Origin of the sequence: Achromobacter kerstersii (assembly GCF_902859595.1) — a bacterium.
Taxonomy (GTDB): Bacteria; Pseudomonadota; Gammaproteobacteria; order Burkholderiales; family Burkholderiaceae_B; genus Achromobacter; species Achromobacter kerstersii.
On the sequence record NZ_CADIJQ010000006.1, the window covers coordinates 79,728 to 101,866 of the forward strand.

Genomic DNA, 22,139 nt, shown 5'->3' on the forward strand with positions numbered 1-22,139 from the left:
CGGACCTTCGGCGCCCGACCCTCACCTGGCGCCATCGCGCCGCGCCGGCCTCGCTTTGAAGCATTGCGAGGCCCCCGCGGCGCCCTCACTTCCCCCGCAATCTCCGCATCCTCTCGGCGTTTTCCCTAGCGCCCGGATTGCCATTCTTCATTGACAGCGCGCGAAGCCCCTACCGATAATCGGCCCCTTGCCGTCGTGCCTGGCGCCAACACACCCTGAGCTCTGTGGCCGACACCTGCTGTCCGCCCGGCCCCGGTGGTTTTCACGCAAGCACGATCCGGTTCGTTATCCATCCGGAGTTGTCACCATGAAGTTGCGCACCACCCTGGCCCTTGTGGCCGCCGCCATCCCCTTGGCTGCCGCCCAAGCCCAGACGCTGAAGATCGGCCTGTCGGCCGAACCCACTTCGGCAGACCCCCACTATCACAAGATGACGCAGAACGACGCGTTCTCCGCGCACGTCTACAGTTCTCTGGTGGGCCGTAGCGCCGACATGAAACTGACGCCCCAACTGGCCAAGTCCTGGAAAAACCTGGACGACCTGACCTGGGAGTTCAAGCTGCGTGATGACGTCAAGTTCTCGAACGGCAAGCCGTTCACGTCCGAAGACGTGCTGTTCACGATCTGCCGCACGCTGAACAACGAAACCAACGTGTCGCAGTCCTATATGGACATGACCAAGCGCATCACCGACGTGCAAACGCCGGACGCGCACACCGTCATCATCAAGACTGGCGAGCCCTTCCCGCTGATGCCCGCCGAGCTGGCCCGCTCGCTGCCCATCGTGTGGAACGGCATCGTCGAACACGGCAAGCTGACGTTTGACCCGAAGAAGGGTTGCGGCGTGACGGGCGCCTGGCCCACCGTGGCTGACTTCAACAACGGCAAAGACGCTATCGGCACCGGCCCGTACACCCTGAAGTCCTACGTGAAGGGCACCGGCATCGAGCTGGTCCGCAACGAACAATACTGGGGCGAGAAGCCGTACTGGAAGGAAGTGAAGTTTGTGCCGGTGCCGTCCGCCGGCCCGCGCCTGACGGGCCTCTTGTCCGGTGACTTCGACATGATCGAAAACCCCGCCGCCCGCGACCTGCCGCGCCTGAAGGACAACCCGAAGTTCGGTTTCGTGGCCACGCCGTCCACCCGCCTGGTGTTCTTCCAGCCGGACGTGGGCCGCAACCCGAGCCCATTCGTCAAGAGCGCCGACGGCAAGAACCCGCTGCAGGACCTGCGTGTGCGCAAGGCTATTTCGATGGCCATCGACCGCAAGACCATCACCGCCCGCATCATGGACGGCATGGCCACCCCGGCCTACCAGTTCATGCCCGACGGCATGTTCGGCGCGCTGCCCAAGGCTCCGGAAATCAAGTACGACCCGGAAGGCGCCAAGAAGCTGCTGGCCGAAGCCGGCTACCCGAATGGCTTTGAACTGACGCTGTCGTCCACCAACGACCGCTATGTCAACGACGGCCAAGTCGCCCAAGCCGTGGCCCAGTACCTGGCCCGCGTCGGCATCAAGACCAACGTGGACGCCATGACGGCTTCCATCTATTTCCCCAAGCGCGCCAAGCGCGAGTTCAGCTTCTCGATGGGCGGCTGGCCGGCGGAAACGGGTGAAGCCTCGGCGCTGTTCCAGCTGTGGGTGGCGTCGCTCGACTCGCCCGCCAGCCTGGGCACCAGCAACTACGGCGGCTTCTCCAATGCCGATTTCGACAAGGTCTACAAGGAAGCCATCGTGACCGTGGACGCGCCCAAGCGCGAGAAGCTGTTGCAGCAATCCACGCAGATCGCCCTGGACAACGTGCCGCTGATCCCGCTGCACTTCGAAAGCAGCATCTGGGCTTTCCGCAAGGGCATCACGTACGAAGGCCGCCGCGACCAGTACACGCTGGCCACCTCGGTGACGCCCGACAAGAAGTAATCAGGTCCGCCTGAACGAACAACGGCTGCCTTCGGGCAGCCGTTTTTTTATGCCTTCGCCGCTACCGGGCCAGCCGCCAGGGCCTGGTCCAGCTCGCGTGACAGCAGATCAATGAACGCCTCCGCCTTCGGCGGCAGCACGCGGCCCGGCATGACCTGGATCTGCAAGGTGCGCGACTGCAATTCGGCGTTGGAAATGGGCACGGCCACCAGCTCATCGCGCCGCAAGCTCCACGCCACCGAGATATAGCCGCTCAACATGATGGCGTCCGATCCGAACACGAAGCCGTGCAAAGGCGAGGAATCGTTGCACGTCAGCACGGGCTCCATCTGCACGGATTCCAGCGCGCAGCCCATGTCGAACAGTTGCCGCGTGGTGGTGCCTGGCCCGGTGAGCGCCAGCGGAAACTGGCTGAGATCTTGCAGGCTGACGCTGCGCCGGCCCGCCAGCGGGTGGTTGGCCGCCATCACCGCGTGCACCGGCGCGCGGCGCGAATAGCGGACGCTGACCCCTTCTGTGCGCTCGGCGATGAAGGTCATGCCCAGCTCGACGCTGCCTTCGGCCACCTTGCGGCTGACTTCGGCGGGCGACCCCACGAACAGGTCGAAGCGGATGTTGGGCCGTTCCTGGCGGAAACGCGCCATCACCGACGGCACAAAAATACGCGCCACGCCTTCTACCGCCGCCACCCGGATTTCGTTGCGGGCCACGCCCTTGGTCGCCGCTATCTCTTGCAGCACCGTCTCGGCCTCGAGCATGGTGCGCCGGGCGTGCACCAGCAGCAGTTGGCCCGCTTCGCTCAACACCATCCCCCGGGCGGCGCGCTCGAACAACGGTGCGCCAGCCTCTTCCTCAAGCTTGGCGATCTGCCGGCTGATGGCCGACACCGCCACATGCAGGCGTTCGGACGCCCCGCTCAGGCTGCCCGCCTGGGCCACCTCCAGAAAATACTTCAAGGCAATGCCGTGCACGTTCCGTCCTCGGTTGCGACGCAGGTCATCCAACGCTCAAGCTTTGCCTTTTATGCAAAGCCGCCGATAAATATTCTAATTGTAGAGAAAGCTCCCAAGCTCCTAGAATTCGCCGGGACCGCGTCTTACTGGCGCGCGATTGAAGCCCTAGACGTCTATCCCCTATACAATCCCCTCGCTTCATCGGAGTTCCCATGCCCACGTCGACCCCCGCGGCCCATCCGCGCCCTTTTCTTCTTGCCTGTCCGGATCTGTCGGCAGAACGCTTGGGCAATACGGATACCCTCGGTGTCTGGCATTTTGACTCCGGCGTGCCGGGTAAGCGCGTCATGTTGAGCGCGCTGATTCATGGCAATGAACTGTGCGGCGCCTGGGCGCTGAAAGAAGCGTTGACCGCCGGGCTGCGTCCGCGCCGCGGCGCGCTCACCCTGGCGTTCTGCAACCTGGCGGCGTTCGACCGCTTTGACTCCACCAATTACGCCCCCGCGCGCTTCGTCGACGAAGACATGAACCGCGTCTGGAGCGACGACAAGCTCAGCCTGCCGATCAGCCAGGAACGCCGCCGCGCCGCCGAAATTCGCCCCTGGGTGGAACAGGCCGACTGGCTGCTGGACTTTCACTCGATGAGCAATTCCGATGTGCCGCTGCAACTGACCGGCATGGAACAACGCAACATCGACCTGGCCCTGGCGCTGGGCAACCCCGCCACCATCATTGCTGACGCGGGCCACGCTGCGGGCGTGCGCATGCGCGACTACGGCCGTTTTGGCGAAGCCGGCGACAACGGCACGCGTTCGCTGCTGATCGAATGCGGGTTCCACGGCGCGCCCGAAGCGCGCGGCGTGGCGGTCGACCAGATGGCGCGCTTCCTGGTGGAAGCTGGCACATTGGACAGCGAAGACTTGCCCGCGGACTGGTTCGTGCCCGCCGCCTCCACCCAGCGCGCCTTGCGCGTCACGCATGCCGTCGCCGCCAAAAGCGCCGACTTCCGTTTCGCCCAGCCCTGGAAGGGCCTGGAAACGCTGGCCGCCGCCGGCACCGTCATCGGCTGGTCCGAAGGCGAGCCCGTCGTCACACCCTATGACAACTGCGTCCTGATCATGCCGTCCACTGCGAATCTGCGGCCCGGCGTGACCGTCGTCCGGCTGGCGCAACCCATCGTCTGATTCAAGCAAACGAGCGGCGCCCACCAACGAGGCGCCGCCGGAAACATCCATAACAACGGGAAAAGCATGTCCGCCAAGGTTTACCTACGCAGCGCATTACTGGCCTGTACGCTGGCCGCCTCCGCCGCCCAGGCGCAGGCGCCCGCAGCCGGCTCCACACTGAAGATCGGCTTGTCGTCCGAGCCGACCTCGATGGACCCGCACTATCACCAGGCGACGCCGAACGATGCGATGACCTCGCACATGTTCGAAACGCTGATTGGCCAGAACGCCAAGATGGACCTGATTCCGCGCCTGGCGACCGCCTGGAAGTCGGTGGACGACACCACCTGGGAATTCACGCTGCGCGACGGCGCCAAGTTCTCCAATGGCCAGCCCTTCACCGCCCAGGACGTGATCTTCACGTTCTGCCGCGTGATGAACAACGAGCAGTCCATTGGCGGTTCGTACCCGGCCATCGTGCAGAAATTCGCCAATGTTGAAGCACGCGACGGCAACAAGCTGGTCATCAAGACGCACAAGCCCTACCCGCTGTTGCCCAACGACCTGACCCGCACGGGCATGCTGTGGAGCGGCATCGTCGAGCACGGCCCCATCACCTTCGACCTGAAGAACAAGTGCGGCGTGACCGGCCCCTGGCCCACGGTGGCCGACTTCAACAATGGCCGCGACGTCATCGGCACCGGCCCCTACACGCTGAAGTCCTACGTGAAGGGCACGGGCATCGAGCTCACCCGCAACGACGCCTACTGGGGCGACAAGCCCGCCTGGCAGACGGTCAAGCTGATCCCGGTGCCGGCCGCCGGCCCGCGCCTGACGGGTCTGTTGGCCGGTGATTTCGACCTGATCGAAAACCCCGCCGCGCGCGACGTGAAGCGTATTTCGGAAACGCCGGGCTTCGGTCATGTGATCACGCCGTCGGTGCGCGTGGTGTATTTCCAGTTTGATGTGGCCCGCAGCCCCAGCCCCACGGTCAAGGCCGCCGACGGCAAAAACCCCTTGCAGGATGTGCGCGTGCGCCGCGCCATTTCCATGGCGATCGACCGCAAGACCATCGCCGCCCGCATCATGGACGGCGCCGCCACACCCGCCAACCAGTTCCTGCCCGACGGCATGTTCGGCACGCTGCCGCACCCGCCGGAACTGAAGTACGACCCCGAAGGCGCGAAGAAGCTGCTGGCGGACGCCGGCTACCCCAACGGCTTTGAACTGGCCATCTCGTCCACCAACGACCGCTACATCAACGACGCCCAGATCTCGCAAGCCGTGGCGCAATACCTGTCGCGCGTGGGCATCAAGACGACCGTGGACGCGATGACGCGATCGGTGTATTTCCCCAAGCGCGCCAAGCGCGAATTCAGCTTCGCGATGGGCGGCTGGTCGTCCGAGACCGGCGAGGCCTCGTCTTTCCTACAATACTGGGTTACCCGGTTCGACAAAGAGCATGGCCTGGGCACGAGCAACTACGGCGGTTACGACAACCCCGAGTTCGATGCCGTGTTCAAGCGCGCCCTGGTCACCGTGGACCCCGCCGAACGGGAAAAGCTGCTGCAACAGTCGCTGACGCTTGCACTGGCTGACCTGCCCAGCATTCCCCTGCATTTCGAAAGCAGCATCTGGGCGTTCAAGAAGGGGCTGGTCTACGAAGGCCGGGCCGATCAGTACACCCTGGCCATGTCGGCCAAACCCGCCAAGTAAGCACTCGGCGCCAAGCAACCCTGAGCCCACCAAGGAAATCATCACGTGGCCTTGTTCATCCTACGCAGACTGATCCAGAGTCTGTTCGTACTGCTGGCCGTTTCGGTCGTGGTCTTCTTCGCGGTGTATGCCGTGGGCGACCCGATTGAACTGCTGGTCAGCCCCGAAGCCAGTCAGGCCGCGCGCGAGGCGATGATCGCCCGCCTGGGCCTGGATCTGCCCGTGTGGCAGCAATACACCGGGTTCCTGTGGCGCGCGCTGCACGGTGACCTGGGCACGTCTTTCGTGCACGGCATCCCCGCCGTTGAACTGATCGTGCAACGCATTCCCGCCACGTTCGAACTGGTGTTCGTGGCCATCATGCTGACCTGTGTGATCGGGATTCCGCTGGGTCTGGTCGCTGGCCTGTACCGCGATGACTACCTGGGCCGCGGCATCATGTCGACGTCGGTGCTGGGCTTTTCGCTGCCGAACTTCTGGCAGGGCATGATGCTGATCCTGTTGTTCGCCGTCTGGCTGGGATGGCTGCCCGCCACGGGCCGCGGCGACACCGTCACCGTGCTGGGCGTGCGCCTGTCCATCCTGACCGCCAACGGCTGGTCGCACCTGATCATGCCGGCCATCAACCTGGCGCTGGCGAACATTGCGCTGGTGCTGCGGCTGACGGCCTCGGGTGTGGTCGAAGCGCGCAGCCAGGACTACGTGAAATTCGCGCGCGCCAAGGGCGTGAAGCCCGGACGCATCGTGCGCCGCCACATCCTGCGCAATATCCTGATCCCGGTTGTGACCGTGATCGGCATGGAGTTCGGCAGCCTGATCGCCTACTCCACCATCACCGAAACCGTGTTCGCGTGGCCCGGCATGGGCAAGCTGCTGATCGATAGCATCTACCAGCTGGACCGCCCCGTAGTGGTCGCATACGTGATGCTGGTCACCCTGATCTTCGTGGTCATCAACCTGGTTGTGGACATCCTGTACGCCGCGCTCGACCCGCGCGTGCAGCTCGTGACCCCCGCTCAATAATCCGCCATGGCTAACTCTCCCAATCCCGGCCGCACCCGCACCGTCCAGCCCCTGGCTGAGACGCCGCAGCGCGCCTCCATTCTGAAGAAACTGCGTGCGCGCCCCACGGTGCGCGGCTCTGCAATCGCGCTGGCCATCCTTGTGGTGCTGGTGGTGTTCGCACCCTTTTTCGCGCCGCAAAACCCGTATGACCTGGCCAACCTGTCGCTGCTGGACGGCCGCCTGGCGCCGCGCCAAGCTTTCATGGACGGCAGCATCGCCTGGCTCGGCACTGACGACCAGGGCCGCGACATGCTCAGCGCCATTCTGTATGGCCTGCGTATCAGCCTGATGGTGGGCCTGTCCGCCGTCGTGCTGGCCACCGCCATCGGCGGCGCGGTCGGCCTGATCGCCGCCTATGTCGGCGGCCTGGTCGACACCGTGCTGATGCGCATCGTCGATTTCATCCTGGGTTTCCCGACCATTCTCGTGGCGCTGGTGCTGCTAGTGGTGCTGGGGCGGGGCGTGGACAAGGTGATTCTGGCGCTGGTGCTGGTGCAATGGGGCCACTACGCCCGCATCATGCGCAGCCGCGCGCTGCAAGAGCGCCGCAAGGAATACGTGGAAGCCGCCGCCAACCTGGGCTTTCCGGCCTGGCGCATCATGGCGTTTCACCTGCTGCCCAACTGCCTGGGCCCCGTCATGGTATTCGCCACCATTCAGATCGCCACCGCCATTGCGCTGGAAGCCACGCTGTCCTTTCTGGGCGTAGGCGTACCGATCACCGAGCCGTCGCTGGGCCTCTTGATCTCGAACGGTTTCCAATACCTGCTGTCGGGCGACTACTGGATCAGCTTGTTCCCGGGCATTGCCCTGCTGCTGCTGATCCTTTCCATCAACATCGTGGGCGACCGCCTGCGTGAAAGCCTGGACCCGCGACGAGCATGAGCGACATTCTTCTTGATGTGCGCGGCCTGCGCACTGCATTCCATACCGAAGCCGGCGCGTGGCTGGCGGTCGACGGTGTCGACCTGACTGTCCGCCGCGGCGAAATCGTGGGCCTGGTCGGTGAATCCGGTTCCGGCAAATCCGTCACGGGCTTCTCGCTGCTGGGTCTGATCGACCCGCCCGGGGAAGTCGTGGAGGGCGAAGTGAAGTTCAAGGGCACCGACCTGCGCAAGCTCACGGAAGAGCAAATGCGCCAGTTGCGCGGCAACCGCATCGCCATGATCTTCCAAGACCCGCTGATGACGCTGAACCCGGTGCTGCGCATCGGCGAGCAGATGATGGAAGCCATCCTCACGCACGAGAACGTATCGCGCGCCGAGGCCGAGGAACGCTGCCGCGAAGCGCTGGCGATGGTGGGTATTCCTGCGCCTGAAAAGCGTTTGAAGAGCTACCCGCACGAGTTCTCGGGCGGCATGCGTCAGCGCGTGGCAATCGCCATCGCCATGCTGAACAAGCCTGATCTCATCATCTGCGACGAACCCACGACTGCGCTGGACGTCACCATCCAGGGCCAGATTCTCTACCGCATGCAAGAGATCTGCCGCGAACACAACACGGCGCTTATCTGGATTACGCACGATCTGGGCGTGGTGGCCGAACTGGCCGACCGCGTGGCCGTGATGTATGCCGGCCGCATTGTTGAAAGCGGCCCGGTTGAACAGGTGCTGGCATCGCCGCGCCACCCCTATACCAAGGGCCTGCTGGATTCGATGCCCGGCGCCACGCAACCCGGCGCGCGCCTGCATCAGATCAACGGCATGGCGCCCAGCCTGGCGGGCCGCCCGTCGGGCTGTGCCTTCCGTCCGCGTTGCACCAAGGTTATCCCCCGGTGCACCGAACAAGCCCCCTCCGTTACCACCGAAGGTCCGCGCAGCTACCGCTGTTACGTGCCGATAGCCCGCGAGGCACAGCAAGCATGAGCCAAGCCGATACTCCCGTCATCGAGCTCAAGAACGTCCACAAGCGCTTCGAGCAGCGACCCGACCTGGCCCAACGCATCCTGGCCCTGACCGGCCGCCCCATTGACCGCCGCACGGTATATGCCGTCAATGGCGTGGACTTGTCCATCAAGCGCGGCGAAGTGGTTGGCCTGGTGGGTGAATCCGGCTGTGGCAAGTCCACGCTGGGCCGCGTGGTTGCGGGCCTGCACCGCCAGACCGAAGGCGAACTGCTGTATCAAGGCCATGACGCCGTGCGCCTGCGCGGCGCCGAAAAGCTGGCGTATACGCTGGGCGTGCAGATGATTTTCCAGGACCCGCAAGCGTCCTTGAATCCGCGTCAGCGCCTGCGCCAGATCCTGGGCGAATCGCTGAAGGTCCACAAGCTGGCGCCGCCTGCCGAGATCCCGGCGCGCATTGACCAGGCGCTAAAGGAAGTGGGCCTGGACGCCGAATACCGCGACCGTTTCCCGCACCAGATTTCCGGCGGCCAACGCCAGCGCATTGGCATCGCCCGCGCGCTGATGGTGGCGCCGAAGTTCCTGGTGTGCGACGAGCCCGTGGCCGCGCTGGACGTGTCCATCCAGGCGCAGGTGATCAACCTGTTCATGGACTTGCGCGAACAGCACGGCTTTACGTATCTGTTCATCAGCCATGACCTGGGTGTGGTCAAGCACATCTCGGACCGCGTCGCGATCATGTATCTGGGCAAGATCGTGGAGATTTCCACGTCGGCCGAGATCTTCGCGCGCGCCAATCACCCCTACACTCAGGCCTTGATGGCCGAGGTACCGGACGTGGCCCGCCGCGGCCGCAAGTTCACGCCGATCAAGGGAGAAATCCCCTCGCCGCTGAACCCGCCCCCGGGCTGCACGTTCAACCCCCGTTGCCCCCACGCCATGCCGCGCTGCCGCGAGCAGGCGCCGGTCCTGAAAGAAATCTCGGCGGGCCACTGGTCGGCCTGTCACCTGAACGAAGCGAGCGCCTGATGAAACCCTCCGACATGTCCAATGTGGACCGCATCGCCATCGAAATGGGCCATGCGGGCCGCAACACCATTCAGTACATCGACGAAGACCGCAATTCGGATCGTCCCTTCAAGCTGCAAACGTACCGCCCTTACGGCTACACACCGGACCGCCCGGTCGTCATCGTGCAGCACGGCGTGCTGCGCAACGGCGATGAATACCGCGACTTCTGGGTTGAAGCCGCCGACAAGCACAAGCTGCTGATCGTGGCGCTGACGTTCTCGAACGAAATCTGGCCTGGCGTTGAAAGCTACAACAACGGCCGCGTGTTCTCGGCGGGCGGCAATCCGCGCCACATCGACGGCTGGACGTATGCGCTGGTGGGCAACGTCATCAAAGACATGATCGACGGTGAAATCACCGACGGCCAGAACGTCTACCTGTTCGGCCATTCGGCCGGCGGCCAGTTCGTGCACCGCTTGATGAGCAGCCAGTCGCACGCGCCGTTCAAGGCGGTCACGGCCGGCAACCCCGGCTGGTACACCTTGCCCACGTTCGATCACCCGTTCCCCGAAGGCATGGATGGCGTCGGCCTGACCGAAGAGCATCTGGTGAAGCTGCTGGCCTATCCGATGACGATTCTGGCGGGCGACCAGGACATCGCCACCGACGACCCCAACCTGCCCGCCGAGCCCGCCGCCATGCGCCAAGGCCCGCACCGCTTTGCGCGCGCCAAGAACTACTACGAGTTCGGCAAGCAGGAAGCCGAGCGCCGCGGCGTGCCGTTCGGCTGGACGCTGCAAGTGGTGCCCGGCATCGGCCACGACGGCCGCGCCATGTCGGCCGTGTGCGCCAGCCTGTGGTTCGACGGCAAGATGCCCGACGACGCCGAACTGGCCCGCCTGGCTGGCCAGCAGGTCGCCTGATCGCCCTTTCTTTTTTCATTGCTGAAACCCGATACCGCCATGTCCAACACTCAGAGCACTGAACAGATCGTCGCTGGCATTCAAAGCTGGCTGCAATGCGAGTCGCCGTCGAACTTCCCCGACGGCATCGCCGCGATGGCGCGCATCATCGCCGACTACGCAGCCGCTGCCGGCCTGACCGTGGAGTTGTCGTCGCTGGGCCCCACCACGGGCCCGCTGCTGTACGCGACCAACCGCGCGCCGGGCGACACGCGCCCGGGCATCCTGATCCTGGCGCACATGGACACGGTGCATCCGGTGGGCACGCTGCTTGAGAACCCGGTGCGCATCGACGGCGACCGCCTCTACGGCCCGGGCAGCTATGACATGAAGGCCGGCATCTACCTGGCGCTGACGGCGCTGGCCGGCGTGGCGCGCCCCGGCGCAACGCAACTGCCGGTGGACTTCCTGGTGGTGCCCGACGAAGAAACCGGCAGCCACGCTTCGCGCGTGCACATCGAACGCTTTGCCGCCAACGCCAAGTACGCGCTGGTCTGCGAACCGGCCCGCCCGAACGGCGGCAAGTGCGTAACGGCGCGCAAGGGCACGGGGATGCTGAACCTGAACGTGAAGGGCCGCCCGGCGCACGCCGGCATGCAGCACGAGAAAGGCCGCAGCGCAATCCGCGAAATGGCGCACCAGGTGCTGGCGCTGGAAGCGATGACCGACTACGACCGCGGCATCACGGTCAGCGTGGGCACGATCGCAGGCGGCACCGTGACCAACACCGTGCCGGCCCTGTGCCGTTGCGTGGTGGACTTCCGCGTGCCGGACATGGGGGCCGCCGAAGACGTGCTGCGCCGGATGCGTGAGTTGTGTGCGGTGGGTCCGGACGTTGAACTGGACATCAACGTGGAACTGAATCGTCCCCCGATGGTGAAGACGGAAGCAGCGTCGGCACTGCTGGCGCTGGTGCAGGGTTATGCGGATCGGGCCGGCTTCCTGCTGGAAGACGCGCCGATGACGGGGGGTGGCAGCGATGCCAACTTTACGTCAGCGATGGGGATTCCGACGCTGGATGGATTGGGTGCTGATGGGGATGGGGCGCATACGTTGAATGAGTATGTGCTGGTGTCGACGTTGGAGCAGCGGTTGAAGTTTTGGGAATTGTTGTTGAAGGAATTGGCTTAAGGGTTTTCTGTTGGCGGGTGTTGGTTCTTTAGACGCCCGTGAGGCCGGTGCCCTGGGGTGCGCGGGGCAACGATTGCGGTCTGGAGCCTTCGCTCCGGACTGCCCCGTAGTCATCCTCGTTGTTGCCTGCGGCAACTGCCTTCGGATTCCCTCGGGCTTATCGACGCCCCGCGCACCCCAGGGCGCCGGCCTCACGGGCTCTGGTAGTTGCAATCTGACGTCAGCTGGGGCGATCAGGGTTCTTGAGGTTCTCACCACGGGTTTTGGGTGGTGGAAGATCTTGCGGGGCCCGCCCCCGGCCGGCCGCGCGGGCGGCCTTTGGGGGCTTACGCGTGGTGAGACGTCGTCGCGGTGTTCGCTTCGCGTGTGGCGGCATTGCACAGGTTCTTCTTGATGGCTTGCCGCGCGTCATCCATCCCGCGAGGCACGGTCACCCGTTGAACTCCGGTGCGGTGGCGCGCGATGGGTCGGCACGCGCAAGGCAGTGCCGGACGCGCGCCACCCTTCTACCCCCCAAAAACGTGCGGGGAGGACCACTAGCAAACGACTCCCCCACATTCGCGAAAGCGAACACCGCGCAAACGCCCACCACCGCGTATGCCGAGTAAGGCCGCCCGCGCGGCCGCCACTCGGCGGGCCCCGCAGCACTCGTCACTAAGGCACACCCTAGCAGCGCTACGAACCAAAACGACAGCAGCCCGTCGTCGGGGTGGGCGTGACGGCGCGCAACCTCGATGCGCCCGAGGGAATCTGAAGGGAAGGCCGAAGGCCTGGACGAAGATGACGAGGGGGACGTCCGGAGCGAAGGCTCCGGACCGCAATCGTGGGCGCGCGCCGTCACGCCCACCCCGACGACGGGCGACCTACGAAGATCTACGACCCTCCCCCCAAAGACACAACCATCCCAGAGTCAGACTGCATATCCATCCCGAAGTCAGACTGCATTTCCCTGATCATCTTGGTGTCAGACTGCATTTCCCCGATCGCTCTCAACGAACAAAATGCAGTCTGACTCCCCGAAAATAAATGCAGTCTGACTGCCCATTTAATATGCAGTCTGACACCAGGAATTCACATCGCCTAGAATTCCCCATCCGTCTCTCATCCCGAAACATCATGTCCGCCGCCCCCATCAGCGCCATCGCCTACGGCCTTGCCACGTTAGCCTCCGATGGCTCCGTCCTTGATACCTGGTATCCGCGCCCGTCGCTGGCCGATCACACGCCCGCTGCTGGCACGCGTCATCTCACGCCTGAAGAAGCGCGTGCTGCGCTGGGCGAGCATGTGCCGACGGCGCTCATTCGTGATACCCGCCGCAAAGTCGATATCGTTGCGGTCCGCACCGCCATCGCCTCGCTGGATGAACCGCCCGCCGACGCGCATGACGCCTACCTCCGGCTGCATCTGCTCAGCCATCGTCTGATCCGCCCGCACGACGCCAACCTCGATGGCTTGTTCAGCGTGTTGTCCAACGTCGCATGGACGTCTGTTGGCCCTTGCGCCGTCGATCAAGTGGATGCGCTGCGCTGGCAATTACGCGCCACCGGGCAAACGCTGGAGATCCGCGGCGTGGACAAGATTCCCCGTATGACCGACTACGTCGTGCCTGCCGGCGTGCGTATTGCCGACACCGCGCGCGTGCGGCTGGGTGCGCACTTGTCGCCCGGCACCACCGTGCTGCATGAAGGCTTCTGCAACTTCAATGCCGGCACGTTGGGCGCCTCGATGGTTGAAGGCCGCATCAGTGCAGGCGTCATCGTCGATGACGGCAGCGACATCGGCGGCGGCGCGTCCATCATGGGCACCATGTCGGGCGGCGGCAAACAAGTCGTGTCCATCGGCAAGCGCTGCCTGTTGGGCGCGAATTCCGGCATCGGCATTTCGTTGGGTGACGATTGCGTCGTGGAAGCTGGCTGCTACATCACCGCCGGCACGCGCGTGCTGACGCCCGAAGGCGCCGTCGTGAAGGCCGCCGCACTCGCCGGCCAACATGGCCTGCTGTTTCGCCGCAACTCGCAGACGGGCGCGGTGGAAGCGCTGGTGCGCACGGCGGCGTGGGGCACCTTGAATCCGGCGCTGCACTCCGGACATTGAACGGAAAGTCCAAATGGAAAAGGGCCGCGAAGTCAGCGGCCCTTTCTTATTTCCCGAACATCAAGCGCGCCCGTTACGCCGCTTGCGGGGATGTACCGCTCAGGCGTATTCCGCCGTCTGTCCCAACTGGTCGTACACCAGGTTCACCAGCAGATCGGAGCTGAGAATCCGCGTGCCCAGGCACGAAAACACGGTCTTGCCGCTGTCGTCTTGCAGCGTGATCGTCTCGGTCCAATCGTTCAGGTCGATGCGTTGCAGCGACTCGAAGGACCAGGTCATGCCATCAATGTGCAGGCCTTCGGCCGACAGGGCCAATTCCTGCGTTTGCAGGCTGGGGAACTCACCGGCCTCGATATAACGGAACGTCACACGCTCGCCTTCCGCGATCGCAGCTTCCAGCACCGGCAGGCGTTGCGCGACGTAGCGCGAGCGGAACGCATCCATGAACTGGGCAAACTCGCTGACGTCGCCGGACACAATGGTCCAGTCCTGCGTCGCGTGCGTGCGGTAGGCAAATTGGTTGATGGAACCTGCCGTGGCGTCCGGCCCGGAGGCGAACAGGCAAAGGTCCAGAACATCCGCGAACGCGGTGTATTGACGTGCGTCGCCTTGTTGGCGAACCACACCTTTGTCATGCAATTCAAAGCAAACCGGGGCGCTCCCCGTGTGCGTAAACACCGCCAATGCGTCTGAGACCTGCGGGGTTTTGCTATCAGTCATGCAACTTCCTTATCAAGTTGGGGTGCTTTCGCGGCCCAGGACGTCGCAAAGTCATGCGACACGCATTCTCCCCTATATGGGCGAGGCGTGCTTGATGACCCCAATATATCGCTCGTTTTCGGCCTTTTTTGACCCAATTACCTTGCCAGACGGGCAAATGCGTCATTCACCCGGTGGGATCGGCATGAACGGATAGTGCGTCACATCTCCCCTGCCCGCGATGATCGCGGTGGCCTCCGGCACTTCTTCCCACACACCGGGCATCTCGCTCAGCGGCTCAGACAGCAGCAGGAAGGCGCTGTCGTCCAGCGTCGCGAGTTGCGGATTGTCGGGATAGAGCTCGCGCAGATGCCGCACGCAGGTGTTGTGGAACAGCGTGCGTGAATCGCCTTCGCTGGAATAGCGCACCGCAATCAGCCGTTCGCCATCCAGCGCGCACACGGTCATGTTGATGGGATGCGCCACGCCGTGTCGGCGGCCCGTCTCTTCCACCGCGCCCACCATGCGGGCCAACGCGGGGATGGGGTCTTCCTCCAGGCCGAACGTCAGCGCCAGCAGGAACATGACTTCTGAATCGGTGGACCCTTCCAGCGACCCGAAGTATGCCGGCGCAATCATCAGCATCAAGTCACGGCGCAGCAGCGGATAGTCGCGGATAAGGCCGTTGTGCACGAACAGCCACTGTCCATGCCGGAACGGATGGCAGTTGGTTTCTTGCGCGGGCGTGTCGGTGGCCGCGCGGATGTGCGCCACAAACAAGGATGCGTGAATCGCACGCGCGGCTTCGCGCAGATTGCGATCGTTCCACGCGGGGTGCACGCTGCGGTAGCGGAAGGGCGCATCCGGCGGAACATCAGCCTGCGGCCGCCCATACCAGCCCAGCCCGAAGCCGTCGCCATTCGTTGTGGTCGCGCCCAGCCGCGAATGCAGGCTCTGGTCGATCAGCGAGTGCTTGGCCTTGAACAGCACACTCTCCATCTGCAGGGGACTACCGGTGTAAGCCAGCCAACGACACATGATGCGCTCCTTCAAGACAGACTGCCCAGTGTAGGAGCCACCTGCAATTTTCTACAAGCTTGCGTGACCACGCCCCGGCATAGTGTCCCCTTTCCCGATCACCCCGGAACCGCATCTTGAATACGCCCTCATCCGTCCCCGCCCTGCAACAGGGCTTTTCCAGCGACAACATCGCGGGCGCCAGCCCTGAAGTCATGGAGGCATTGCTGCGCGCCAATGCCGGTCAGGCCCCCGCCTACGGCGCCGATGACGGCTCGCTGCGCGTGCAACGCAAGCTGGCCGAGATCTTCGAACATGACGTCGAGGTGTTGCTGGTGCCCACCGGCACCGCCGCCAACTCGCTCAGCCTGGCCGCCATGACGCCGCCCTGGGGCGCCGTGCTGTGCCACACGCAAAGCCATATCGCCAACGATGAATGCGGCGCGCCGGAGTTCTTTACCAACGGCGCGCGGCTGATGCTGCTGGGTGGCGAGGCCGCCAAGATCGACCCGGTGCAGTTGGCGGCCGAAGCGCGCCGCAAAGTGGGCGACGTCCATTCCGTGCAACCGTCGTGCGTCAGCATTACCCAGGCGACCGAAACCGGCAGCGTCTATACGCTGGACGAGATCCAAGCCATTGGCGGCATCTGCCGCGACGCGGGCTTGCCGCTGCATATGGACGGCGCGCGCTTTGCGAATGCGCTGGTCAGCCTGGGCTGCACGCCGGCCGAGATGACGTGGAAGGCGGGCGTCGAAGCGCTGTCGTTTGGCGCAACGAAAAACGGCGTGCTGGGCGCCGAGGCCATCGTGCTGTTCAACCCGGCGCGCGCACGCGAATTGGCGTTTCGCCGCAAGCGTGGCGGCCATCTGTTCTCGAAGATGCGTCTGCTGTCCGCGCAGATGGAAGCGTATTTGACCGACGATTTGTGGCTGAAGAATGCGCGCCAGGCCAACGCCATGGCCACGCGGCTTGCCGCGGGCATGCAAGGCCTGCCGGGTGTCACGCTGCAAGGCCCGGCCGACGCCAACATCCTGTTCTGCCAATTGCCGGCCCACGCCATCGATGGCCTGCTGGAGCAAGGCTTCCGCTTCTATTACGACCGTTGGGGCCCGGGCGTGGTGCGCCTGGTCACGTCGTTCGCCACGCAGGAACAAGAGGTGGATTACTTCCTGTCGGCGTTGCGCGCGCAGGTGGCTTAGCGTTGGGTGCCCGCCCTTATGCGGCGGGCTGATACGCGGAGGGCGGCGCGCCGTAAGCCATGCGGAACGCTCGGTTGAAATGGCTTTGATCGTAGAAGCCCACGTCCGCCGCCACTTGTGCCACCGACACGCGGGACGTTGCCAGCGCGGCGCATGCGCGTTCCAGCCGCAGGCGGACCAGCCACGCATGCGGCGTCAGGCCAGCGGAATGCGTGAAGCGGCGCAGAAACTGGAAGCGGCTCAGCCCGCATAGCCGCGCCAGATCGTCCAGTGCGATCTTTTCGCACAAATGCGCCTGACAGTAGTCATGCACCGCGCGCAGATGCGCCGCCGACAACCCGCCCCGGATTTCCTGGGGTGACACCGCGCCGGTGCGCGCGAACAACGCGCCCATCAACGCCAGCGACTGCGACTCCTGCGCCAAAGGCTCATCCGGGGCGCCGGACATCCATGCGCTGTGCAGCGCCATGAAGCGGCCGGCCAGCGCCGCGTCTTCCACCAGCGTGCCGAAGAAGCGCTCGTTGGCAGCCGCCCCCGACACATCTTCGATGAAGCTGCGCATCAGCTCGGCAGATAAGCGGAACGTTTTCAACGTGTAGGCCGCGCCGTAGTCACTGACCCCCGCGCCGTCGTGGATTTCGCCTGGCGGCATCAACGCGATGCCGCCAGGGCCCAGCAGAATGCTCTTGCCGCGGAACCGCTGGCGCTGCACGCCCTGGGTGACAAGACCGATGTGATAGTCCACATGGTAGTGGCGGTCGAACTCGAATTCACTGAAGCGCGCTTGCCCGAGCACCAGGCCAGGGGTGCCGGGAACAGGGTGGTATCGGACGTCGTCTTTCATGGCCCCGCCATCCCTATGCGTGCGTTATTTCTTCAGCAAGGCCTTCAGCATCGCCATGCGCTCTTTGGGATTCATGGCGGCTGTGGCCTCGTCTTCCTGGATGCGCACATCGCCCAGGCCCATTTCTTCGATAAAGCGCGACGGCTCGCGCACCAAGTCTTCGCGCGCACGTCGGCGGCGCTTGCACCAGCTCAGGTTCAAGCTGCGTTGCGCGCGCGTGATGCCCACGTACATAAGCCGGCGTTCTTCCTGGATGCGTGACGCCAGGTTCTCGGCCGCACGCGCCGGGTCGCCCACTTCGTCGTCTTTGCCCAGGTGGGGCAGCAAGCCCTCTTCCACGCCGGCCAGATACACGTGTGGATACTCCAGCCCTTTGGACGCATGCAACGTCGACATCTTGACGGCGTCGGGCTCGTCTTCTTCGCCGCGTTCCAGCATTGTGACCAGCGCCACGTGCTGGACCAGATCGAAGAGCGACATGTTGTCTTCTTCGGCCTTGCGCTTGAGCCAGCCGGTGAGCTCCAGCACGTTCTGCCAGCGCGTCTGCGCGGGGCGTTCTTCGAACAGCTCGAACAGATGGCGCTCGTACTGGATGGCTTCAACCAGATCGTCCAGGATGACGCCCGCCGGTTCGGCCGGCGCGGCGTCCTTGCCCGATGCCGCGCCACGGCCGGCGCGCCACTGCATGCGCCGGATGAATTCCGCGAACGTGCGCAGGGGTTCCAGCTGGCGCGGGGCCAGCAGGCTTTCAATACCGGTTTCGGCCACGGCCGACAACAAGGACTGCTCGCGCGTGGCCGCGTATTGGCCCAGCACCTGCAAGGTCGCCTGACCGATGCCGCGCTTGGGCGTGGTGGCCGCGCGGATGAACGCGGGGTCGTCATCGTCGTTGGCCAAGAGCCGCAGATACGCCAGCACATCGCGCACTTCGGCCTTATCGAAAAAGCTCTGCCCGCCCGAGATCGTGTACGGAATCTTCAGGTTGCGCAGCGCCTGCTCCAGAATGCGCGACTGATGATTACTGCGATACAGAATGGCGAAATCTTTCCACTGCGCCTGACGCTCGAAGCGCGAGGCCGAGACCTTCATGGCGATGGATTCCGCTTCCTGCTCTTCGCCGTCCATGGCCGACACCAGGATCGGTTCACCCACGCCCAGCTCGGACCACAGCTTCTTTTCGAACAGCTTGGGATTCTTTTCAATGACCTGGTTGGCGGCCGCCAGAATGCGCTGCACCGAACGGTAATTCTGTTCGAGCTTGATGAGCTTGATGTTGGGGTAATCGGTGGTGAGCTTGGCCAGGTTTTCAATGGTGGCGCCGCGCCAGGCGTAGATGGCCTGGTCGTCGTCGCCCACCGCCGTGAACATGGCGCGCGAGCCCGTCAGCAATTGCACCAGCCGGTATTGGCACACGTTGGTGTCTTGATATTCATCCACCAGCAGATAGCGCACGCGGTTCTGCCAGCGCGTGCGCACTTCTTCGTTGCTGGCCAGCAGCAAGGCGGGGATGCGGATCAGGTCATCGAAATCCACCGCCTGATAGGCCGCCAGCGTAGCGGCGTAGCTGCGGTAGACATTGGCGGCTTCGACGTCGCCGGGCGTCACGGCTTCGCGCGCGGCGTCGTCCGGTTCCAGCAACGCGTTTTTCCACAACGAGATAATGCCCTGCACGTGGCGCAGGCGCGCCTTGTCGGTGGTGGCCAGCAGTTCCTGGATGATGGACATGGCGTCATCGGCGTCCAGGATGGAAAACGTGGGCTTAAGCCCTGCGTTGCGCGCTTCTTCGCGCAGCATCTTCACGCCCAGCGAGTGGAACGTGCTGATGATCAGGCCCTTGGACAGCTTGCGGTCGACCAGCGTCTTCACGCGTTCGTCCATCTCGCGCGCGGCCTTGTTGGTGAAGGTCAGCGCCACCACGTTGCGGCCCATGTAGCCGCATTCACGCAGCAGATAGGCGATCTTCTGCGTGATCACGCGCGTCTTGCCGCTGCCCGCGCCGGCCAGCACCAGACAGGGGCCGTCAAGGTACAACACCGCCTCTTTCTGGGCGGGGTTCATACCTAGAGCAATGGTTTCGCTAGCGGACATTTTTGAGTGGGATGGTCTTGCAGTGCGGGGGGCCGCCAGTTTGCGCTGACGCCCGTGTTGCTGGCGTCGTCATGCGGTGGCGGCCGCGCCAGCGCGATAGAGGATGAAGATCATAGATCAATCAGTTGGAGCACGCATCGGTACAGACCGAGGGGTCAGATCTCCAGCGGATCGACCTCCAGTTGCCAACGCACGCGCGCTTCGTTGGCGATGTAAGGCAGGTGGTGCGACCACGACGCCAGGAAGGCCTGCAGGGCCGGCCGGCTGCTGCTTTCCACCAGCAACTGCGCGCGCTCGATGTTCGCCACGCGCACCACGCGCAGCGGCACGGGGTCATACAGCATGATGGCGTCCAGGCCCGGAAAGTCCGCCGCCCATTCGCCTTCTGGCAATACGCGGGCGCGCTCCAGGAAGGCCTGCGCCACCTTCAGCTCGCGCGCTTCAGCGGTCAGCAGCGCCTGATACACAAACGGGGGCAGGCCCGTGCTTTCGCGTTCATGCAGCGCGTGGCGCGCAAAGCCCGCGTAGTCGTGACGCAGCAGCGCCTGATAGACGGGCTGCTCGGGGTAGCCCGTCTGTATCAGCACCTCGCCGTTGCCTTGGTGGCGGCCGGCACGGCCCGCCACTTGCATCAGCTGCGCGAACAGGCGTTCGGGCGCACGAAAATCGTGGGCGAACAGCATCGAATCGGAATTCAGCACGCCCACCAGACCCAGCCGCGCGAAGTCATGGCCCTTGGCCACCATTTGCGTGCCGACCAGGATATCCACATCGCCCGCATGCACCGACGCGAAGAGGGCTTCGGCGCTGCCCTTCTTGCGCGTGCTGTCGGCATCGATACGCAGAATGCGCGCCTCGGGGAACAGCTCGGCCAGATGCTCTTCGACACGCTGCGTGCCACGGCCCATCGGGGCCAGGTCCTGGTCGCCGCATTCGGGGCAGGCGCGCGGCACCGGCGCTTGGTAACCGCAGTGGTGACATTGCAGGCGATGGCCGCGGCCGTCCGTACGGTGCAACACGGTAAACGCGGTGCACCGCGGGCAATTGCTGACCCACGCGCACGACTGGCAATGCAGCACGGGCGAATAGCCGCGCCGGTTCAGGAAGATCAGCGACTGCTCTTTGCGCTCCAGGCGCAGGCCGATGGCCTCCAGCAATTGCGGCGACATCCCGTGCTTCATCTGTAGCCGGCGCGTGTCCACCAGCCGCATGGACGGCAGCGTGCTGGACCGGGCACGGCCCGGCAGCGTCAGGCGCAGGTACCGGCCACGCTCCGCGTGTTGCCAGGTTTCCAAAGACGGCGTAGCCGACCCCAGCACCACGGGAATGTTCAGGTCATGCGCGCGCCACACGGCCAGGTCGCGCGCCGAATAGCGCAGGCCATCTTGCTGCTTGTAAGACGCGTCATGCTCTTCGTCCACCACGATCAAGCCCAGCTTGCTGAGCGGCGCGAAGATCGACATGCGCGTGCCCAACAGCATGCGGGCGTCGCCGCGCTGGGCGCGGGCCCAGGCTTGCAGGCGTTCGCCATCCGACAGCCCGCTATGCATGACGGCCAGCCCATCCGGCCCCACCAACGCTTCCAGACGCGCACGCAACGCGCCTTCCAGCTGCGGGGTCAGGTTGATTTCGGGCACCATCAGCAGCACCTGCCGCCCTTGGGCCAACACTTTTTCGGCCGCCCGCAGATAGACCTCGGTCTTGCCGCTGCCCGTCACACCATGCAGCAACACGGGTTTGAACCCCGTCAGCGCGCCGATGGTGTCCACCGCAGTGCGTTGCGCGTCGTTCAATTCCGGCGGCTGATCGGCTTTGGCAGGCGCGCGCGCTGCCTTGCGCTTGCGGTTGTCCAAGCGCGCCACCGGGCCGCCTGCCGAGCGCTTGCCCTGATACGCCGTCGGCTTGCGCAGCGGCGGCGGCAGCGTTGGCAACATCACTTCGCCCAGGGGCCGCTGGTAGTACTCGGCCGCGAAACGGGCCAGGCGCAGCCAGTCCTCGTCAAAGGGGGGCAGGTCGTCCAGCACCTGCTCGATGGGCCGGATCTGTTTCGGGTCGAACGAAGGTTCGGCCGGATTTTCCACCACCACCCCGATCATCTTGCGCCGCCCGAAAGGAACGATGACCCGCAAGCCCACGGGGACCGGCGCATCGCTGCGGTAGTCGAAGGGGCCGGGCAACGGCACGTCCAGCGCCACGCGCACCCAGCAAACGGCTGCGGGAGTCGGCATAGACGGCAGTTCAGACATGGATGCTCGGAAGGATCATGGGGCGGGAGTCGCCTGCAAGGCGGAAAAGGACAGGGGAATGGCGCGGCCGGGCAATTGTCGCCCGGCGGCCGTCGCTTGCTCCATACCCGCCTGTGGATAACTTTGGGGAAAAGGCTGGAGCAACATCAAATTTTGGAATAAGCCTAGATTGCGCAGCACGGTG

The 22,139-nt window shown here is 64.5% G+C and carries 17 protein-coding genes; 11 read left to right on the forward strand and 6 right to left on the reverse strand.

Annotated elements, in window-relative coordinates:
- Window positions 1-307: 307 nt before the first annotated feature.
- On the forward strand, window positions 308-1,921 hold the full coding sequence (locus tag HV765_RS18345; protein ID WP_054421241.1) for an ABC transporter substrate-binding protein: 1,614 nt from the start codon (window positions 308-310) through the stop codon (window positions 1,919-1,921).
- A 47-nt stretch (window positions 1,922-1,968) separates the two neighbouring features.
- Here HV765_RS18345 and HV765_RS18350 read toward each other — a convergent pair whose 3' ends face one another.
- A complete protein-coding gene (locus HV765_RS18350; RefSeq protein WP_175170558.1) occupies window positions 1,969-2,892 on the reverse strand; it encodes a LysR family transcriptional regulator in 924 nt (307 codons plus the stop codon).
- A 194-nt stretch (window positions 2,893-3,086) separates the two neighbouring features.
- Here HV765_RS18350 and HV765_RS18355 point away from each other — a divergent pair, with 194 nt between their 5' ends.
- From HV765_RS18355 to dapD, 9 genes are all read left to right on the forward strand, one after another.
- A complete protein-coding gene (locus tag HV765_RS18355) occupies window positions 3,087-4,058 on the forward strand; it encodes a M14 family metallopeptidase (protein ID WP_175170559.1) in 972 nt (323 codons plus the stop codon).
- A gap of 66 nt (window positions 4,059-4,124) precedes the next feature.
- The gene (locus HV765_RS18360) at window positions 4,125-5,756 is read left to right on the forward strand and encodes an ABC transporter substrate-binding protein (protein ID WP_175170560.1); all 1,632 of its coding nucleotides are present in this window, start codon (window positions 4,125-4,127) and stop codon (window positions 5,754-5,756) included.
- 45 nt (window positions 5,757-5,801) lie between these two features.
- Window positions 5,802-6,779, forward strand: coding sequence for an ABC transporter permease (locus HV765_RS18365; RefSeq protein WP_054421238.1), 978 nt, complete (start codon window positions 5,802-5,804; stop codon window positions 6,777-6,779).
- A 6-nt stretch (window positions 6,780-6,785) separates the two neighbouring features.
- Window positions 6,786-7,706 carry an ABC transporter permease gene (locus tag HV765_RS18370; protein ID WP_054421237.1) on the forward strand — a complete coding sequence of 307 codons (921 nt, stop codon included), beginning with the start codon at window positions 6,786-6,788 and terminating at the stop codon, window positions 7,704-7,706.
- The gene (locus HV765_RS18375; protein WP_054421236.1) at window positions 7,703-8,686 is read left to right on the forward strand and encodes an ABC transporter ATP-binding protein; all 984 of its coding nucleotides are present in this window, start codon (window positions 7,703-7,705) and stop codon (window positions 8,684-8,686) included. Before HV765_RS18370 ends, HV765_RS18375 begins: the two co-directional genes overlap by 4 nt.
- A complete protein-coding gene (locus HV765_RS18380; RefSeq protein WP_054421235.1) occupies window positions 8,683-9,693 on the forward strand; it encodes an ABC transporter ATP-binding protein in 1,011 nt (336 codons plus the stop codon). Before HV765_RS18375 ends, HV765_RS18380 begins: the two co-directional genes overlap by 4 nt.
- The gene (locus HV765_RS18385; RefSeq protein ID WP_054421234.1) at window positions 9,693-10,598 is read left to right on the forward strand and encodes a prolyl oligopeptidase family serine peptidase; all 906 of its coding nucleotides are present in this window, start codon (window positions 9,693-9,695) and stop codon (window positions 10,596-10,598) included. The genes HV765_RS18380 and HV765_RS18385 overlap by 1 nt, the downstream gene beginning before the upstream one ends.
- A gap of 39 nt (window positions 10,599-10,637) precedes the next feature.
- Window positions 10,638-11,768: a M20 family metallopeptidase gene (locus HV765_RS18390; RefSeq protein ID WP_054421233.1), complete on the forward strand. Its 1,131-nt coding sequence runs from the start codon at window positions 10,638-10,640 to the stop codon at window positions 11,766-11,768.
- 1,116 nt (window positions 11,769-12,884) lie between these two features.
- Window positions 12,885-13,862 carry a 2,3,4,5-tetrahydropyridine-2,6-dicarboxylate N-succinyltransferase gene (gene dapD / locus HV765_RS18395; protein ID WP_054421232.1) on the forward strand — a complete coding sequence of 326 codons (978 nt, stop codon included), beginning with the start codon at window positions 12,885-12,887 and terminating at the stop codon, window positions 13,860-13,862.
- Between the two features lie 99 nt (window positions 13,863-13,961).
- Here dapD and HV765_RS18400 read toward each other — a convergent pair whose 3' ends face one another.
- Together HV765_RS18400 and HV765_RS18405 are read right to left on the reverse strand one after the other, a co-directional pair.
- Complete coding sequence (locus HV765_RS18400) at window positions 13,962-14,582, reverse strand: hypothetical protein (protein ID WP_054421231.1); 621 nt, start codon at window positions 14,580-14,582, stop codon at window positions 13,962-13,964.
- A 162-nt stretch (window positions 14,583-14,744) separates the two neighbouring features.
- Entirely contained in the window at window positions 14,745-15,599 is an 855-nt protein-coding gene (locus tag HV765_RS18405) for a class II glutamine amidotransferase (protein WP_175170561.1), read from the reverse strand.
- A 116-nt stretch (window positions 15,600-15,715) separates the two neighbouring features.
- Here HV765_RS18405 and HV765_RS18410 point away from each other — a divergent pair, with 116 nt between their 5' ends.
- Window positions 15,716-16,777 carry a threonine aldolase family protein gene (locus HV765_RS18410; RefSeq protein WP_175170562.1) on the forward strand — a complete coding sequence of 354 codons (1,062 nt, stop codon included), beginning with the start codon at window positions 15,716-15,718 and terminating at the stop codon, window positions 16,775-16,777.
- 16 nt (window positions 16,778-16,793) lie between these two features.
- Here the strand turns inward: HV765_RS18410 and HV765_RS18415 are convergent, their stop codons facing one another.
- The 3 genes from HV765_RS18415 to HV765_RS18425 all read right to left on the reverse strand — a co-directional run bounded on the left by HV765_RS18415 (window position 16,794) and on the right by HV765_RS18425 (window position 21,955).
- Window positions 16,794-17,621 carry an AraC family transcriptional regulator gene (locus HV765_RS18415; RefSeq protein ID WP_175170563.1) on the reverse strand — a complete coding sequence of 276 codons (828 nt, stop codon included), beginning with the start codon at window positions 17,619-17,621 and terminating at the stop codon, window positions 16,794-16,796.
- A 24-nt stretch (window positions 17,622-17,645) separates the two neighbouring features.
- A complete protein-coding gene (locus HV765_RS18420) occupies window positions 17,646-19,709 on the reverse strand; it encodes a UvrD-helicase domain-containing protein (RefSeq protein ID WP_054421227.1) in 2,064 nt (687 codons plus the stop codon).
- A 155-nt stretch (window positions 19,710-19,864) separates the two neighbouring features.
- Complete coding sequence (locus tag HV765_RS18425) at window positions 19,865-21,955, reverse strand: primosomal protein N' (protein ID WP_175170564.1); 2,091 nt, start codon at window positions 21,953-21,955, stop codon at window positions 19,865-19,867.
- Window positions 21,956-22,139: the final 184 nt, after the last annotated feature.